We start from the raw sequence: 17,420 nt of genomic DNA, 5'->3' as shown, positions 1-17,420 counted from the left end.
GGCTATTTTCGTCTCTGTTGAGGCTTGTATTTGTCTTGTGCACGAGGAACCCAATCCTCAACTGACGAAATGATTCGGGCAGGATTCCCTCCCACAATCACGCCGGGAGGAACATCTTTTGTCACCACGCTACCCGCTGCAACGATGCTTCCTGTGCCGATGGTTAGGCCGGGCAGAACTGTGGACCCTAATCCGATGAAGGCATAGTCCTGAATAGTAATTCCACTCTGTCGGACCATTTCGAAGTTCGGTGGTTGAAGTCCATTGGACACGAAGTAGCGATCGATGCTGAAGTCATGCGTGAGAAGGCTCACTCGTTGGCTAATGACAGTCTGTGACCCAATACTAATCGAACCCGGATAACTAACATCAAATAGAACGGAAGGCGCAATCCAACATGGATCTCCTTGGAAAGACACACCGCCTGCCTGCAGCAGTTTCTTAACCATCCGCATATAGGATTTTTGGTTGAATCTATTTATAGGTGATACCAACATAAGAGCTATTCCAATTGGAATCCTCATCGGAGCCTACTTCCATAAATAATCGGTTCAACAGAGCCAGCGAAGATAACTCGCACAACCGACCTACTGAGATGCGATGTTGATTTCCGGTTTGAATTCCTCAGTCACAAGCCTCGTAAGAGGCCAGTTGTCGCGCACGTTTTCTTCAAACGCAATATATTCGCCAATTACTCTTGCTGGATTGCCACCCACGACTGTGCCGGGAGGAATTGATTTCGTAACGACACTGCCAGCTGCAACTATGCATCGATCACCTATCCTGATACCTGGTAGAATCGTCGAACGGGCGCCAATGAAGACATTGTTCCCAATTTCGATACGCGCTAGTCGATACCGACGCATATTGCCGTCGTTTATTAGCCAACCAGTGCCGTCATGCGTGATAAAGAGCACCTCGGTACTTATCGTGACATGATCCCCTATGCTTAGAAGATCATATTCCGAACTCACGGAGCACGAGTATATTCGGCAGTCATTCCCTACCTTGACTCCCAGTGATCGCGCAGCCACACTTCCGCCGCGGAATAGCGCAAGTACTCGAAAATGCCACCTCGCAGGCAATTTAGCTAAAAGAGCCATAGCTTCTCCTCAAAACAGGCAGACAGATTAATTCAACAAATCACGAAAGTCACAAAGAATGCGTAATGAATTCCGAGTATAGTTTTTCAATTCGAGACGTCCAAATGGGTTCTGTAAAGTTTTCGTGATATCGATCGATAGCAGCACGCCGGATTTCTATGTGGCTGAGTCGAATAGAATCAATGAGCCCAGGAACCTCGTTCCACTCGTTGAAAACTAGACCTGCCCTCGAGATTAGGACATCATCAGCGGCGCTGTTTCCAGATTTGGCTAGGACAGGCACACCCGCGGCTAGCGCTTCTATGTAGATGGTGGGCATGCCTTCCGCCCAGCGGCTCGGAATGACGACTCCTTGAGCTGCTGACACAGCTTTCAGGACCGTGTCCCTGAACACTGCTCCATGCAAAACCACCGAAGGTCCAGCAAGTTCTTGGAGGCGGCGCATTTCGGGACCATCACCGTAGACATCAAGCCTGACATCACTGGGCCAGGCTTGGACCAAGGAGAGAATGCCCTTGTCGGACGTCAGCCGTCCTGCATAGAGCCAGGCCGTTGATGCCGAGTCCTCTCCCGCTTTTATTTCTGTAGGCCTAACGAAATTGGGGATAATAGTTGCCTTCGACGGGTCCAAACCATAGTCCGCATACGTCTTCAGCGCCCGGTCCGATAAGAAAATGATCCTGTCTGCCCTTTGCAGCAGGGAGTCTCCGTGGAGTCCTCGACGATTTCGAATCGCCAACGGAACGGTCGCTACGGTGGATCCTTTGTAGCATTTATGAATTACACCGTGGATCTGACCGCTCGTCGGACACAAAGTGCAAGATGCGCCGTCCCGAAATAGGTTTCCAGACGCACAAAGAGGTCGAAAATTGTGAACTGTAGTTGTAACCGGACCTGTCCACCCTGAAAGCCATCGAGTGGAAAAATTTGGAAATAGGTTATGAATATGAACTACATCGGGCTGAAAGGCTTTGAGCTCATCCGACGGATCGTATCCGTCACCTGTAGCAACGTTAATGGCGGTCCTCAGCTTATAGGTGACACCAAGGCTGAAGTCGTCGGTGTAAACCGCAAACAATCGAACTTCGTGCCCGGCCGACTCCAAGGCTTCCAACTGCATTTGTACAACAGCGTTCTCTCCGCTCGGTGTTTCGGAAGAGTAGAAGCCATGCACGATAGCAATTCTCACTAGCGGGCGACATTAACAACTAGAGCCCACATGAACCTCAGATTGCCAAACAAGTACCGACGCCACAGCCGTCGTGGTTCGGAGGCGAGTCTAAACACCCATTCAACTCCTACTTTTGTCATCCAGGCAGGGGCTTCGGGCTTCGTTCCAGCTGAAAAATCGAACGCCGCGCCAACAGCAACGGCCAGAAATCCGCTCTTAGCCAACCGCGCAACTTCGTAGTCTTGTTTAGGAGTTCCCAACCCTACCCAGACTATGTGCGGGTTCAGCCCCCGTATCCTGCTGTCTTGGTCAGTCAGCTCCTCTTCCGAAAGCGTCCTAAAGGGGGGACTTTCAGAACCAACTATTTGCACGCCGGCGTAACGGCTCTCAAGGGAGCTCTGGAGGGCCTCGAGAGTTTCGGGTGTCGAGCCGAGTAGAAAATGCCGAACACCGCGCGCCCGTCCCTGGCTCATGGCATCTTCAAATATCTTCGGACCACGAACTTGAGACAAAGGCGTTCTTGAAAGTGCCGTCGCCCAACTCAATGGTTTCCCATCTGGAAAGTTGCAGAAAGCGCCAGACAGGCTCTGCCGGTATTCGCTGTCCGAATCGGCTAGAGCAACGCTGTAAGCGTTGATTAGGTGAACGTCCCCGGGCTGACCCGCGATCGCCCAGTCACAGAGTCTTTCAGTCGCGTGACTCAGAGTTGCCACAGCAATGGGCAGCCCCGCGAGCTGCCGTCGTTCAATTCCTATCGCCAAGGTTGCCCCATTCCTTAGTTCTTACTCAGTAGCTAGCGAATATTTAGTTAGGGTTGTTCACCCAATTAACAGGTGATCGGCGGCACGAGAGACACTACGCCGTTGGCCCGCCACAGAGAGATAGTTCCGCATGAAGGCCAAGACTTGAGACCCGTCCTCAACTGCTGCGAAGCCATACGTCCGGAACCTAGATTTTCTCATGAAAGCACTGTTGTCGCGAATCTGTAACTAGACCGTGCAACAATGACGGCGACATCTCGTGGGACAGCTATGATGAGGTCCTACTCAGCCTGGCATCGTTGCGCCGCCGCTAGGCTTGCGCTGATGGTCACATACTCCTTGGGGGCATCTTGGTAAAGCGCGCATTGATCACCGGTATTACTGGACAGGACGGCTCATATTTGGCCGAACTCCTCCTGCAAAAAGGCTACGAAGTTCACGGCCTGATTCGGAGGGCGTCAACTTTCAACACCGCTCGGGTTGATCATCTTTACGTCGATTCTCACGACCCAGCGGCCAAGCTTTTCCTCCACTATGGTGATCTCTCGGACGGCGCCCGGCTTGTAACCCTCCTCGCTGAAATTAGCCCTGACGAGGTTTATAACCTTGCGGCCCAATCGCATGTTCGAGTCTCCTTCGACGAACCCGAGCACACCGCCGATACCACTGGTGTTGGAACCACAAGACTCCTTGAAGCCGTCCGGATGTCTGGTATCAAGACCAAGTTCTATCAGGCCTCGTCGTCGGAGATGTTCGGCGCTACTCCTCCGCCGCAAAATGAGGATACGCCGTTCTATCCTCGATCTCCTTACGGCGCTGCCAAGGTTTATAGCTATTGGATTACCAAGAACTATCGCGAGGCGTATGGGATGTTCGCGGTTAACGGCATCCTCTTCAACCACGAGTCACCCCGGCGCGGTGAGACGTTCGTGACACGCAAGATCACACGGGCAGTCGCTGCCATCAAGGCCGGCAAGCAGGACTTGCTCTATATGGGAAATCTCGACGCTGTTCGTGACTGGGGCTACGCCGCCGAGTACGTAGAAGGAATGTGGCGCATGCTGCAGGCCGACGAGCCCGACGATTTTGTCTTGGCAACAGGCGGGAACTACACCGTCCGCGACTTCCTTCAAATCTCTTTCGAGCATGCCGGCTTGAACTGGGAAGATCACGTTCGCTTTGACGAGCGCTATCTAAGGCCGACCGAGGTTGATGCTCTTGTCGGCGACGCCTCCAAGGCGCAGGAGAAACTTGGTTGGAAGGCTACCGTTCACACACCGGAGCTTGCACGAATCATGGTGGATGCTGACATTGAAGCTCTCAAGCATGCAGGAAACAACTGGATTGACAACGTAGATCTCGCGAGTTGGAAGAACTGATGTCAGAGTTCGTGGATTTCAGCCCCTCACGGCTGGATCGTTCCGCTGCGTTCTATATCGCCGGCCATCGAGGACTCGTGGGCTCTGCCATCTGGCGGAACCTGGAATCCGAAGGGTTCACGAATCTCGTAGGCCGCACGTCGTCAGATTTGGATCTGAAGGACCGAGACGCAGTGTTCGCATTCTTCGGGGATCTTAGGCCCCGATATTTGGTTCTTGCGGCTGCGAAGGTTGGCGGAATTCTCGCCAACAACACCTACCCAGTCGACTTCCTAAGCGACAATCTTAGAATCCAAGTGAACGTTCTGGACGCGGCCAGAGAATTCGGCGTTGAGCGACTCCTCTTTCTTGGATCTTCGTGCATATACCCCAAGTTTGCAGCCCAGCCAATCCGCGAAGATTCGCTGCTTACTGGACATCTGGAACCGACCAATGATGCATATGCGATTGCGAAAATCGCTGGGATCATGCATGTACAGGCAGTTCGCAGGCAGTATGGACTGCCATGGATTTCCGCGATGCCCACGAATCTGTACGGCCCGGGTGACAACTTCTCACCGGAGGGTTCGCACGTAATGCCAGCCTTGATCAGGCGCTACGATGAGGCGGCGAGGACAGGCACCTCATCGGTGACGAACTGGGGCACTGGATCACCGCGCAGGGAGTTCCTCCATGTTGACGACATGGCTGCAGCCTGTCTTCATTTATTGGAAAATTATGATGGGCCCTCGCAGGTTAATGTGGGCTCTGGAACCGACGTTACGATTCGGGAACTGGCCTCCTTGGTCGCCAACGCCGTTGGTTACACAGGCGGCATTGACTGGGACACAACCAAACCAGACGGCACACCGAGGAAACTTCTCGATGTCACCAAACTTTCCCAGGCAGGATGGTCCTCCTCCATCCCGCTGGACGAAGGAATTCGCAGCACAGTCGAGTGGTACCGCAATAACTTGCTATCCCTCCGAGGCTAGCGGGACCTTCATTTAGCTTGGAATTCATAATTGGCTTGGGAATGGGGGTATCCCGTGAGTGACGACGCGGACTGGCGGAGGCGTTCATCGCGCCTGTTGGGAATTGTTGATGCATTTGTCGTCGTTTGGGCAGTAATTGGGGCCTTCATAATACGGTTTGGCATCGAACCTGACTTTGTAGTGGCCGGACAAGAACTGACCTATGCCTGGTTGTCCGTCGTGTTGGCCATAATTTGGTGGTTCATGCTAGGTGCTTGGAATAGCAGGCAAAGCCACATTCTAGGATTGGGACCGGACGAATATAAAAGGGTAGCAGCTGCTTCTCTCTGGCTTTTTGGAATCATTGCAATCGTCTCTTATGTACTACGGATTGAGACAGCTAGAGGCTACGTAGGACTGGCGTTGCCCGTAGGGTTGCTCGGACTTCTGCTCGGGCGTTGGCTTATTCGGCAGCATCTCAGCATTAAACGTGGACAGGGACGCAGCATGTCCCGCCTACTGCTATTGGGGGGGCCTGGCGCCGTTTCACATTTAGCGTCGTCGTTGCACCGAGCAAAGCATGCAGGTTATCTCCCGGTGGCAGCCTATATGCCCGGCCTAGAGAGTGAAACGAAGGTGGAACCCGATTCCGGTCTTCAGATCGTGGGCACCAAACCAGACGCCCAATCCATCGTTGCAGCCATTGAGGCCTGCGGCGCCGATGCTGTCGCGGTTTCAGCCGGCGTGCAACTCCACCCTCAAACGCTGAGGCATCTGGGTTGGGAACTGGCCGCCCGGAATATTGGATTGATAATGGCTCCAGCGCTGACAGACATAGCTGGCCCTCGGATACACACTCAGCAAGTGGCCGGGTTGCCCCTGATCCACGTGACGACGCCAACACTTGAAGGTGGCCAGCGTGTCGCCAAGCGTCTGTTTGACGTTGTAGTGGCGGGTCTTCTGTTATTGCTGGCTTCACCTGCAATGGTTTTAGTTGCCGTCCTAATAAAGCTGGATAGCTCGGGACCAGTCTTCTTCCGCCAGGAACGAGTGGGAATAGAAGGGCACCATTTCAATATGCTGAAGTTCCGTTCAATGGTTATAGACGCTGAAGCCCGCCTTGCAGAATTGGCCCGGAAGAACGAGGGCAGTGGCCCTCTTTTCAAAATGAAGAATGACCCGCGCGTGACGCGCATTGGAGGATTCCTGCGACGGTTTAGCGTGGATGAATTGCCTCAGCTACTTAACGTTCTTAGTGGGTCCATGAGCCTTGTTGGCCCGCGCCCGCCTCTGCCCAGGGAGGTAGAGGCGTACGAAAGTGACGTCCGCCGTCGTCTGTTGGTCAAGCCCGGGCTTACGGGACTCTGGCAGGTCAGTGGACGCTCGAATTTGTCTTGGCAGGACTCCGTCCGCCTGGACTTGTACTACGTGGAGAACTGGTCGCTCGCCGGCGACTTCGTAATTATCCTCCGAACCGTCCGTGCTGTCTTTGGCAGCACGGGCGCCTACTGATCTCTCGCTTAGACGCGGACTACTGACCCCTTGGGGAAGGAATCATCACAATGCGCATTTCTGTAATCGGCTGCGGCTATTTGGGCGCTGTTCACGCGGCATGCATGGCGAAGTTGGGCCACGAGGTGGTTGGCATAGATGTGGACTCACGAAAGATTGAAGAGTTATCAGCAGCCCGTGCGCCGTTTTACGAGCCGGGACTAGAAGATCTCCTTCGGGAAGTTCAGCAGACGGGACGGTTGTCCTTCACCACTGACTCATCTGCTGCCGCTGGAAGCGCGGTGCACTTCATCTGTGTCGGCACTCCCCAAAAAATGGGAGAGAACGGGGCTGATCTGACATACGTAGATGCTGCAACAACAGACCTCCTCCCATATTTGGCTCCGGGAGACTTGGTCGTTGGCAAGTCGACAGTGCCGGTGGGGACTGCGGCGCGGCTTGCAGTGCTCGTTCAGGCGCAACAGGCAGACGCTCACTTAGTTTGGAATCCAGAGTTTCTCCGTGAGGGCCATGCGCTGGCGGACACGCTCCACCCTGATCGTTTCGTATACGGAGTCAATGACGGTTCTGAGGACCATCCAGCAGTGGCTATCCTCGATGAGATCTATTCTGCTCCGCTTTCGTCTGGCACTCCCCGTCTTGTGACCGATCATGCGACGGCAGAGCTTGTTAAGACGGCCGCAAACTCATTTCTCGCGACCAAAATTTCCTTCATCAATGCAATGGCCGAGTTGTGCGAAGCGGCTGGGGCGGACGTAACCCAACTGGCTGATGCTATAGGCATGGACGATCGCATCGGTCGAAAGTTCCTCAATGCCGGGATTGGATTCGGTGGTGGCTGTCTACCCAAGGACATCCGTGCCTTTATGGCAAGAGCTGGAGAACTAGGCGCCGACCAAGCACTGACATTCCTGCGTGAGGTGGACGCGATCAACATGCGTCGGAGGACGCGAGTCGTTGAGCTCACTAGGGAGTTGTGTGAAGGCTCATTGCTCGGAAAGCGAATTACCGTTCTGGGCGCAGCGTTCAAGCCGGAAAGCGACGACGTTCGAGATTCGCCGGCGCTAAGCATCGCTGCACAACTTCAGCTCCAGGGAGCAGTCGTGACGGTGACAGATCCCAAGGCTCTAGCCAATGCTGCGCGCCGTTTCCCTGAACTTCAGTATGAACCAGACACTGGCAAGGCAGTTCGTGGATCGGATGCCCTGCTGCTGCTCACTGAATGGCAGGAGTACCGCGAACTAGACCCGTACGAACTTGCCGCGACTCTTAGGAATCCTCACATTCTCGATGGTAGGAATGTCCTAGACGCCGCCAAATGGCGGGCGGCTGGGTGGAACTACCGTGGACTTGGTCGTCCATAACGATGGCATACGACTCCAAGACCTCAGCTATCGCGTCGCGCACAAATACCATTGCCAGCAAACGGCGCAAACAACGCCGCGGGCGTCGTTTGTTGTTCGGTAGCTTGTGGACAATCGCGGCCATTTGTAGTGCGGTAGCCGTTGCCTCATGGCTGGGGGCTAAGGCGTCAACTATCAGCAACGAACTGAATGCCGCAATGCAATTAGTACCGTCGCTTCGAGAGGAACTCACCAACAATAGGTCTAGCGAAGCTGCAGTTACGGCTGACCAACTTCGGTCACACACAGCTACGGCGAAGGAGGCCGCCTCGGACCCGCTTTGGTCCTTAGCTTCGTCTGTGCCTGGGCTCGGCCCCAACTTTAGTGCGGTGACAGAGGTAGCCCGGTCGGCAGACGACGTAGCTGGGCTCGGGCTTGTTCCTCTCGTGAGTGTCTTCGGTTCGTTGGAGTGGGACAGCCTAGTTCCTAGCAGTTCAGGCACGAATTTGGGACCCCTCCAGGCGGCCTCGCCACGGGTCTCGTCCGCCGCGCACGCCGTTCGCCTCTCTGCCGAGCGACTCAACCAAATCGATGCGAGCCGATTGGTTCCGGAAGTCGCTGGCCCCCTGGAAGAGGCTCGTCACCAGCTACAGGGCGTGACAACTGCGCTGGATGCCGCTGCCGATACTTCACAAATTGCGCCAGCAATGCTTGGACTCGAAGCCCCACGGAACTATCTGCTAATTATTCAAAACAACGCGGAAGTCCGCGCTTCTGGAGGAATCCCGGGGGCTCTCGCTGTACTAAATGTCGACAAAGGGAAACTGACCCTAGGCGCGCAAAGCAGCGCCACCGACATAGGTATCACCTCGCCGACCTTAGCGGTGGATCCTGAGCAGCAGCAGATCTTCTCAAGCCGCATTGGTAGGTTCATGCAGGACGTAAACCTCACTCCGGACTTTCCCACGGCCGCCAACACTGCTCAGGCCATGTGGGAAACCAAGACAGGCCAGCCTGTTGACGGTGTGATCTCTATCGATCCCGTTGCTCTCGGCTACATTTTGGACTCTACAGGTCCCATCAAGCTCACCAGCCCGGAGCTTGTGGCACTGGCCAGCAGCGGCCTGCCAACCGAACTCAATGGCACTAACGTCGTCTCAACTTTGCTTTCAGATGTCTATGCCAAGATCGAACGGCCCGAGAACCAGGACATTTACTTTGCCGGTGTTGCACAGGAGATTTTTTCATCCTTGTCAGATGGCAATGGCGACGCGCAGGAACTTATCAAGGGCCTCACTCGCGCCGCACAAGAGGGCAGAGCGCTCGTCTGGTCTGATCTCACAGGTGAGCAGGCCCTTATCGCGAAATATGCGCTGAGCGGATCCATTGCTGGGCCCAGCATCGCCCCTGCCCAGTTCGGCATTTACTTCAACGACGGCACCGGCGCGAAGATGGACTATTACGTTCAGCGGTCTGTCCAGCTGGTGAAGGAATGTCCCAAGGACGGATACGAGCAAACCACTGTACGCATAACGAGCACGAACACCGCACCAGCGGATGCAGCGACGACTCTGCCGGCTTATGTGACGGGTGGCGGCTCCTTCGGGGTGCCCCCGGGGTCCGTGCAAACAAACATTGTGGCCTACGGGCCCGTCCAAGCCAACGCAGAGACGGCCAGGTTGGACGGACAAAGAACCGATTTCGCTACCTACATCCACAGCAACAGACCCGTAGGCGTCATGGCGATCAAGCTCGCACCAGGTGAAAGCCGCACCGTGGAGTTTACTTTCGGGAAGATCGTGCAACACACGGAACCTAACGTAGTCGTCACGCCTACTGTCCAAGCTGTCAAAGATGTGATCCTGCCCACAGAAATTCCCTCGTGTGGGTAGTAGTTATAGACAGTGTGTTAACACTATGTAAACCGACTGGATAGAGATTGCTAGCTGCTCTACGCGGATGGTAATGTCGTTGTGGGATATATATCCGGGATTTCTGCACAGGTCTCGTGCGGAGAGGAACCTCCTCAATTCGGGTACACAAAAACTTAAACGTCTCCGGGGGGACACTAATGAAAAAAACGCTCGCAGCACTCGCACTTGCAGGATCTCTCGCACTGGTCGGCACCGCGCCGGCCATCGCCGCCAACTACCCGCCCATCCCGCCGCAGGCCGCCGTGTCTGACGGCACCGTTGGTCCGGGCGAGCAATTTGTCTTCCGCGGCCGTGGCCCCTTTGCTGGTGAATCCCTCACCATCACTGTGACGCCGGGTAACCCGCCCGCATCCCAGGGCAGGTCAGTTGCCGTAAAAATCCCCGTTTTCCAGGCGCAGACCTTCGGCGCTCAGGCGGACGCTCAAGGCAACTACTCAGTTCCGATCACGATCACCGAAGCCGGCACCTACTTCATCACCGCTACGGGCAACACCTCCGGTAACACGGTTGGCCCCGTAACAGTTGTTGTGGACCCGAGCTTCGCCAGCAACGGCGCACCGCTGTCCAACACCGGCGGCGCTCCGCTCGCAAACACCGGAGCCGGCCTTGCCAACACCGGTGCTGACTCGGGCCTCATCCTCTGGACCCTGGTTGGCGCTGGCGCGCTGGCAGCCGGTGCAGCCTCTGTAGTTGTAGTTCGCCGCCGCGCCAAGACCGAGGCAGCAGCGTAACCGCAGCACACCCAAGCACCAAAGAGGGTGGGTGGTACTCCGGTAAACCGGAGGACCACCCACCCTCTGCGTTTAAGGTTTCGACAGGCTCAACCACCGGCGAGACAGGCTCAATCACCGAACTGTGGTATTTATTTGACCTATGGGGAGACATTGGCGCAGAACACCGTGGGAGTTCGATTTCTCTGTTCCCCTCCCTCGATTTCAGGCGCTCCTCTACATACTTCTCGTAGTGCTGGCCGTAGCCGCCCTGGGAATGGCCACTCTTGCCCTGCTGAGAACCACCTGAGGGTGTCTTGAGAGGCCCCGGTAACCCGAGGCTCTGGCGCGCGGTTCTGGGGGCCATGCTGGCGCCACTGGCAATGGTAGCTTTCTGGCCCAGCCCGGTAGATCAACCCCTGCAGGGTAATCTGGCCAACGTCCTGAGATTCCTTCATGCCCACGGAATTCCCGCTTGGTTCAATTACCAATTCGTCGAAGCATCTGCCAATGTAGCGCTCTTTATTCCGCTCGGCGCGGTGGCAGCCTTGGCCTATCCGAAAAAGCACTGGTGGCAGATCGGAATTTTCGGGTTGATGGTCTCGGGCTGCATCGAACTGGGCCAGCTGCTGTTTCTTCACAATCGGTTCGCGAGCCCGATGGATCTTGTCACAAACACAGGAGGGGCTGTCATTGGGGCGCTGTTGGCCGCTGCGGCCCTTAAACACCTACAAGCCCGCCGCTGGTCAGCGGCGGGCTTGTAGGGCGCCACAGAGGCATCAGGAGTTAGCCGACGAAGGCCTTCAGCCAGGTCTTCAGGTCCTCCCCGAACTCCACCCGTTCGGATGCCAATGTGATGACTGCCTTGAGGTAGCTCAGCTTGTCGCCGGTATCGTAGCGGCGGCCTTTGAAGACCACGCCATACACGCCCAATCCGTCGCCGTCGCCGGCGGCGAGGGTCTGCAGGGCATCCGTCAGCTGGATCTCCCCGCCGCGGCCCGGTTCCGTGTTCTCCAGGACGCCGAACACCGACGGGTGCAGCACGTACCGGCCGATGACGGCCAGGTTGGACGGCGCCTCGTCCGCGGCCGGCTTCTCCACCAGGCTGTTCACGCGGACGTAGTCCTCGCCCTCAATGACGGTGATGTCCGCGCAGCCGTACGCGCTGATCTCCGAGGGGTCCACCTCGATCAGAGCGATTACGGAACCACCCGTCTTCTGCTGGACGTCCATCATGGTGGTAAGCAGGGTCTCTGCCTCGTCGATGAGGTCATCGCCCAACAGCACAGCGAAGGGCTCGTTGCCCACATGCTGGCTGGCGCACAGCACCGCGTGGCCCAAGCCCTTGGCTTCGCCTTGGCGGACGTAGTGGATAGGACCAAGATCAGAAGCCTCGTGGACCAGGTCCAGGCGACCCTGATCGCCCTTCAGCTCCAGCGCGCGCTCCAAGCCGGGTTCACGGTCGAAGTGGTCCTCAAGGGCGCGCTTACTACGCCCCGTGATCATCAAAATGTCGTCGAGGCCAGCCTTGACGGCTTCCTCCACGACGTACTGGATAGCCGGGCGGTCAACGACCGGCAGCATCTCCTTCGGCATCGCCTTCGTGGCGGGCAGGAAGCGAGTCCCCAGACCGGCAGCAGGAATGACGGCTTTAGTAATAGATTTCCCCATTGTCATAGGTGAACCTTACAAATCGTTGGGGGAATCTCGCAATTGAGTGATTTGATTTCGACAAGCTCAATCACCGGCTTGGGCGGGCGCAATCACCGGCCGGTGAACTTTGGCTCGCGTTTCTCTTGGAACGCCCTGAAACCTTCGGCATAGTCCGCGGTCTTGCAAAGGCGGGCCTGCTCGGCGTTTTCCTCGGCCATGGCGTCCCACAGGCCCAGCCGCTGGTCGCGGATGTGCGCCACCAGCTCCTTGCTCGCCGTGAAGGCACCCGTGGCCCCGGCGGCCACCTTCGTCACAATTTCCCGGGTATTATCCAACAATTCATCGGCGGGCATGGCCCGGCTGAACATCCCCTGCGCCACTGCCTCGGTCCCGGATATGAGCTCGGCGGTGTAGATCAGGTCCAGCGTCCGGTGCATGCCCAGCCGCTCGGTGAAGTACCAGTGCCCGCCCGAATCCAGTGTGGCGCCCAGCTTGGCGAACGGCGAGCCGAACTTCGCGTTCTCGGCCACGTACACCACGTCCGTTGCCAGCAGGAGGCCCAGCCCCACGCCCAGGCATGCACCCTGCGCCGCGGCGAACGTCGGAGCCGGGAACGCGCTCATCTTCTTCAGCAGCGGCTGCACCAGCCCGCCCAGGTACGCCTCGGCGTCGTCCGTTTCCGGCGTCACGCCCGAGATGTCCCGGCCCGCGCAGAAGGCGCGGCCCTCTCCCCTGAGCAGCAGCGCCCGCACCTCACCGCGCGAGGCGGCGGCAGCGGCGTCGTCGTACGCCTGTGTTAAATCCGCGAGCGCCTGCTCGTCGAGCGAGTTCAGCTTGTAGGGCGCGTCCAGGACCACTTCGGCGACGTTGTTGGCGATGGAGAGGGAGATCATGGGTTCCTTACACGTCGAAGTCGACTGTTACTTCTTTGCTCGTGGGGTGGCTCTGGCAGGTCAGGACGTACCCCTTGTCCAGTTCATCCTGCTCCAGCGCGTAGTTTTCGTCCATGGTCACGGTGCCGGTGACCAGTTTGGCGCGGCACGTGCCGCACACTCCCCCGGCGCACGCGAACGGCACATCCGCGCGGACCCGCAGCGCGGCGTTCAGGATGGACTCGCGGGCGTGCGTGGGGCTGGCCACCTCGCCCTGCAGGCCGTCCAGCTTGAACGTGATCCGGTACGTCTCCTGGGACTCGTCCACCACCACGGGCCGGCCGGCGTGGCCCTCCGGGCGGTCCGGCTTCCCGCTCGTGAACAGTTCGAACCGTACGTGCTCCGGCTTCACCCCGCGCTCGGCCAGGGTGTCCCGGCACAGCTGCACCAGCTCGAACGGCCCGCACAGGAACCACTCGTCCACATCGTCCGCATGGATGGCGGTGCCCAGCAGCTGCTGCAGCTTCCCGGCGTCGATCCTGCCGCTGAGCAGCGGCGCGATCCGCTGCTCGCGGGACAGCACGTGGTGGATGGCCAGCCGCTGCGGGTACTTGTCCTTCAGGTCCGCCAGCTCCTCCAGGAACATCACGTCCATGGCGGCCTTGTTGGCGTAGATCAGGTCAAAGCGCGTCTCCGGGTTGGCCGCGAGCAGCGTGCGGGCGATCGCGATCACCGGGGTGATGCCGCTCCCCGCCGCGATGGCCACAAAAGTGCCCGCCCCCTGGGAAGCCGCCTCCCCCGCCAGCTCCTCCGGGTGGTTCATGGAGTTCATAACGTTCTGCTCCACGGCCCTGCCGTCCCGGCCGTGCTTGGACACAAACGCGCCCATGGGGCTCATGACGTCCAGGGTGTCCCCCGCCTTCAGCTCCGCGTTGGCCCACGTGGAGAACAGCCCGCCCAGGTCCTGCTTCACAGCCACCCGGATCTCGCTGCTGCCATCCGGGAACGTGCGCGGCTCCGCACAGATGGAGTAGCTGCGGCGCACCTCATGCGGCTCGCCGGTCTCATCCGGCAGCGTGGTGCGCAGGGCCACGTACTGGCCGGGCAGGTAGTCGAACTGGCCGGCGAGCTCTTGGGGGACGCCGAAGGTCACCTCGATGGCGTCCTCGGTCAGCCGGCGCACCTCATTGACGGTCAGGGTGTGGAAGGACGGACGACGGCGGCCGCTGGCTAGCGCCGATTCGGCGGCGGTCTGGCGCACAACAGGCATGGGGCTTCCTTACAGGACTTTGAAGTAGTCGAACGGTTCCAGGCAGTCCTTGCAGACGTAGAGCGCCTTGCAGGACGTGGAGCCGAACCGGGTGAGCTCCTTGGTGTTCAGGCTGGAGCACTGCGGGCACTTGATGGCCATTTTGAGCCTGATGGGGCCGCTGTGGCCGCCGGCCGCTGCCATGCCCGACGGCGGCGCGATGCCGTACTCCTGCAGCTTCGCCTTCCCGGCGTCCGTCATCCAGTCCGTGGTCCAGGCGGGGGCGAGCACCAGGTCCACCTCTGTCTGTTTGTAGCCTTCCTTGGCGAACGCTTTTTTCAGGTCGTCGCGGATGGCGTCCATGGCCGGGCAGCCCGAGTACGTGGGCGTGATGGTGACGCGGACTCCGTGTTCGTTTGTCACGTGCACGTCGCGGAGGATCCCGAGGTCCTCGATGGTGAGAACCGGGATTTCCGGATCGCAGACCGTGGCGGCGATGTCCCACGCCTGCTGCTGTATTGTCCGATCCTGCGTCTGCTCGTGCGCAGCGGTGGCCACGGCGGTCACCAGCTTGCTCCGGGGTACTCGCGCGCCAGCACCTGCATCTCCGCGAGGAGGTAACCTAGGTGCTCGGAGTGCCGGCCGTGCCGACCGCCGCCGGGGGCAGCCGGCCCGTCCGGAACCTCCAGCTCCGCTTCTTTGAGGACTTCGCCGGTGAGCCGGTCAAAGTCGGCTTTCAGCGTTGAAGGCTCGACGGCGGCGCCAGTTTCAGCCAGGCGCGCGGTCAGCTCGTCGTCCTCGAAGAGCTCGGCCACGTAGGGCCACATCTGCTTCAGGCCTTGGATCATCCGTGTGCGGGATTCCTCGGTGCCGCCCGCCAGGCGCAGGACCCACTGGGCACTGTGGTCCCGGTGGTAATCCACTTCCTTCACGGCCTTGGCGGCGATGGCGGCGAGTGTGGCGTCGCTCGACTGGGTGAGCCTGCGGTAGAGCTCGAACTGGTAGTAGCTCACCACGAACTGCCGGGCGATGGTGGCCGCGAAGTCGCCGTTGGGCTGCTCAAAGATGTGGGCGGAGCGGAACTCGTGCTCGCGCCGGAAATACGCCAGCTCGTCCTCCGTTTTGTCCCAGGCGCCGCCCGCGTACGTGAGGAAGCTCCGGGCGTGGCCCAGCTGGTCCAGGGCGATGTTGCCCAGGGCCACGTCCTCCTCCAGCTCGGGACCGCGGGAGATCCAGTGGCCCAGCCGCTGGGCGAGGATCAGGCCGTCGTCCCCCAGGCGCAGCGCGTACTCGGCCACGTCCTCGGTGGGCTTGGCCAGGCCGGTGCGGACCTCAAGGGCGATGTCCTCGGGGCGGAGGGCATTGCCGGGCGTGATGCGGGTGGCGGATTCGTTGCTCACAGGTGCTTCACCCCTTCGCTCTTCGTGTAGTAGGTGGCGTGGCGGTAGTCCTTGCCCTGCGGGGACTCGAAGAACGAGCCCTTGGAGTCGGGATCGCTGGCGGCGATGGCATCGGCCGGGACCACCCAGATGGACACGCCCTCGTTGCGGCGGGTGTAGAGGTCTCGGGCGTTGCGCAGGGCCATGGCGGCGTCCGGCGCGTGCAGGGACCCGGCATGAACGTGGGACAGGCCGCGGCTTGACCGGACAAAGACCTCCCACAGGCCCCAGGCGTTGCGGTCTGTGGCAGGGGTCGCGTCTGGGGCCACGCCGACAGGGGTCCCCGGCCGAGCTTGCGAGGTTGGGGAGTCGGTGGGGATCATGCTGCGTATTCCTTTGTCTTCAGTGACTGTTTTGCTGCATACGCCGCGGCTGCTTCGCGGACCCAGGCGCCGTCGTCGTGCGCTTCCCTCCGGCGCTCAAGGCGCTGGGCGTTGCAGGGGCCGCGGCCGGCGAGGACTTCGTGGAACTCGTTCCAGTCCAGCGGGCCGTGCTCCCACTTTTTGGTGTCCTCGTTGAAGCGGATCTCGCTGTCCGGGAGGGTGAGGCCCAGCACGCGGACCTGCTCCACCATCATGCCCACGAAGCGGCTGCGGAGTTCGTCGTTGCTGAAGCGCTTGATGTTCCAGGCCATGGACTGGCGGGAGTTGGGCGAATCGTCGTCCGGCGGGCCGAACATCATCAGCGCCGGGGCGTACCAGCGGTTCACGGCGTCCTGGGCCATCTGCTTCTGCTCCGGGGTACCGTGGGCGAGTTCCAGCAGGATCTCGAAGCCCTGGCGCTGGTGGAACGACTCCTCCTTGCAGACGCGCACCATGGCGCGGCCGTAGGGGCCGTAGGAGGCGCGGCACAGCGGCACCTGGTTGCAGATGGCGGCGCCGTCCACCAGCCAGCCGATGGCACCCATGTCCGCCCAGGTCAGTGCCGGGTAGTTGAAGATGCTGGAGTAGCGGGCCTTGCCGGCGATGAGATCGGCCATCATCTTGTCTCTTGTTTGACCGAGCGTCTCGGCGGCGGAGTACAGGTAGAGCCCGTGGCCGGCCTCGTCCTGGACCTTGGCCATCAGGATGGCCTTACGCTTCAGGCTCGGGGCCCGGGAAATCCAGTTGGCTTCCGGCTGCATCCCGATGATCTCCGAGTGGGCGTGCTGGGAAATCTGGCGCAGGAGGGTCTTGCGGTAGGCGTCCGGCATCCAGTCTTTTGGTTCAATGCGGGAGTCTTCGGCGATCACGCGGTCAAAGTTGGTCTGGCCGTCCGCGTCTTGGCGGTCCTTGGCCTGGCTGTCCGCGTCGCGCTGGGCGTTGGCTTCCATGGTTGCTCCTATGCACCTGCCTGGATTGG

At 59.2% G+C, this 17,420-nt stretch carries 17 protein-coding genes and 1 pseudogene; 7 read left to right on the top strand and 11 right to left on the bottom strand.

The genetic code is table 11. The annotated features are described in order from the left end of the window. Positions 1-2 precede the first annotated feature (2 nt). The 4 genes and pseudogenes from NG697_RS16000 to NG697_RS21395 form a co-directional block, all read right to left on the bottom strand. Complete coding sequence (locus NG697_RS16000; RefSeq protein ID WP_252614647.1) at positions 3-449, bottom strand: acyltransferase; 447 nt, start codon at positions 447-449, stop codon at positions 3-5. Between the two features lie 240 nt (positions 450-689). After that, positions 690-839: pseudogene (locus NG697_RS21400) on the bottom strand (DapH/DapD/GlmU-related protein); the annotation flags it as partial. 313 nt (positions 840-1,152) lie between these two features. Next, entirely contained in the window at positions 1,153-2,277 is a 1,125-nt protein-coding gene (locus NG697_RS15990) for a glycosyltransferase family 4 protein (RefSeq protein ID WP_252614646.1), read from the bottom strand. A 14-nt stretch (positions 2,278-2,291) separates the two neighbouring features. Further along, complete coding sequence (locus NG697_RS21395; protein WP_509908558.1) at positions 2,292-3,035, bottom strand: WecB/TagA/CpsF family glycosyltransferase; 744 nt, start codon at positions 3,033-3,035, stop codon at positions 2,292-2,294. A gap of 350 nt (positions 3,036-3,385) precedes the next feature. Here NG697_RS21395 and gmd point away from each other — a divergent pair, with 350 nt between their 5' ends. The 7 genes from gmd (at position 3,386) to NG697_RS15955 (ending at position 11,630) form a co-directional block, all read left to right on the top strand. Next, positions 3,386-4,414 (top strand): GDP-mannose 4,6-dehydratase, encoded by a 1,029-nt coding sequence (gene gmd, locus NG697_RS15985; protein WP_252614645.1) that lies wholly within the window; start codon positions 3,386-3,388, stop codon positions 4,412-4,414. Beyond that, positions 4,414-5,388 (top strand): GDP-L-fucose synthase family protein, encoded by a 975-nt coding sequence (locus NG697_RS15980; protein ID WP_252614655.1) that lies wholly within the window; start codon positions 4,414-4,416, stop codon positions 5,386-5,388. Before gmd ends, NG697_RS15980 begins: the two co-directional genes overlap by 1 nt. 54 nt (positions 5,389-5,442) lie before the next feature. Then, positions 5,443-6,879, top strand: a complete 1,437-nt coding sequence (locus tag NG697_RS15975) for a sugar transferase (RefSeq protein ID WP_252614644.1) — start codon at positions 5,443-5,445, stop codon at positions 6,877-6,879. Between the two features lie 50 nt (positions 6,880-6,929). Then, on the top strand, positions 6,930-8,243 hold the full coding sequence (locus NG697_RS15970; protein WP_252614643.1) for a UDP-glucose dehydrogenase family protein: 1,314 nt from the start codon (positions 6,930-6,932) through the stop codon (positions 8,241-8,243). A 635-nt stretch (positions 8,244-8,878) separates the two neighbouring features. Further along, on the top strand, positions 8,879-10,114 hold the full coding sequence (locus NG697_RS15965; RefSeq protein WP_252614642.1) for a DUF4012 domain-containing protein: 1,236 nt from the start codon (positions 8,879-8,881) through the stop codon (positions 10,112-10,114). A 179-nt stretch (positions 10,115-10,293) separates the two neighbouring features. Continuing rightward, positions 10,294-10,887 (top strand): LPXTG cell wall anchor domain-containing protein, encoded by a 594-nt coding sequence (locus tag NG697_RS15960; protein ID WP_252614641.1) that lies wholly within the window; start codon positions 10,294-10,296, stop codon positions 10,885-10,887. A 344-nt stretch (positions 10,888-11,231) separates the two neighbouring features. Beyond that, on the top strand, positions 11,232-11,630 hold the full coding sequence (locus NG697_RS15955; protein ID WP_252614640.1) for a VanZ family protein: 399 nt from the start codon (positions 11,232-11,234) through the stop codon (positions 11,628-11,630). Positions 11,631-11,652: 22 nt separating this feature from the next. On the opposite strand, the gene galU is transcribed toward NG697_RS15955, so the two are convergent. The 7 genes from galU to paaA form a co-directional block, all read right to left on the bottom strand. Then, a complete protein-coding gene (gene galU, locus NG697_RS15950; protein ID WP_252614639.1) occupies positions 11,653-12,543 on the bottom strand; it encodes a UTP--glucose-1-phosphate uridylyltransferase GalU in 891 nt (296 codons plus the stop codon). A gap of 86 nt (positions 12,544-12,629) precedes the next feature. Beyond that, positions 12,630-13,412: an enoyl-CoA hydratase/isomerase family protein gene (locus NG697_RS15945; protein WP_252614638.1), complete on the bottom strand. Its 783-nt coding sequence runs from the start codon at positions 13,410-13,412 to the stop codon at positions 12,630-12,632. A 7-nt stretch (positions 13,413-13,419) separates the two neighbouring features. Then, on the bottom strand, positions 13,420-14,661 hold the full coding sequence (paaE, locus tag NG697_RS15940; RefSeq protein ID WP_252614637.1) for a 1,2-phenylacetyl-CoA epoxidase subunit PaaE: 1,242 nt from the start codon (positions 14,659-14,661) through the stop codon (positions 13,420-13,422). A 9-nt stretch (positions 14,662-14,670) separates the two neighbouring features. Next, complete coding sequence (paaD, locus tag NG697_RS15935; RefSeq protein WP_252614636.1) at positions 14,671-15,207, bottom strand: 1,2-phenylacetyl-CoA epoxidase subunit PaaD; 537 nt, start codon at positions 15,205-15,207, stop codon at positions 14,671-14,673. After that, on the bottom strand, positions 15,204-16,040 hold the full coding sequence (gene paaC / locus NG697_RS15930; protein ID WP_252614635.1) for a 1,2-phenylacetyl-CoA epoxidase subunit PaaC: 837 nt from the start codon (positions 16,038-16,040) through the stop codon (positions 15,204-15,206). Before paaC ends, paaD begins: the two co-directional genes overlap by 4 nt. Further along, positions 16,037-16,402 carry a 1,2-phenylacetyl-CoA epoxidase subunit PaaB gene (paaB, locus tag NG697_RS15925; protein WP_252614634.1) on the bottom strand — a complete coding sequence of 122 codons (366 nt, stop codon included), beginning with the start codon at positions 16,400-16,402 and terminating at the stop codon, positions 16,037-16,039. Before paaB ends, paaC begins: the two co-directional genes overlap by 4 nt. Beyond that, positions 16,399-17,391: a 1,2-phenylacetyl-CoA epoxidase subunit PaaA gene (gene paaA, locus NG697_RS15920; protein WP_252614633.1), complete on the bottom strand. Its 993-nt coding sequence runs from the start codon at positions 17,389-17,391 to the stop codon at positions 16,399-16,401. Before paaA ends, paaB begins: the two co-directional genes overlap by 4 nt. Between the last annotated feature and the right edge of the window lie 29 nt (positions 17,392-17,420).

Source organism: Pseudarthrobacter raffinosi (assembly GCF_023913835.1).
Classification (GTDB): domain Bacteria; phylum Actinomycetota; class Actinomycetes; order Actinomycetales; family Micrococcaceae; genus Arthrobacter; species Arthrobacter raffinosi.
Note: the sequence above shows the minus strand (reverse complement) of the source record. Positions and strands in the feature narration are given on the sequence as shown.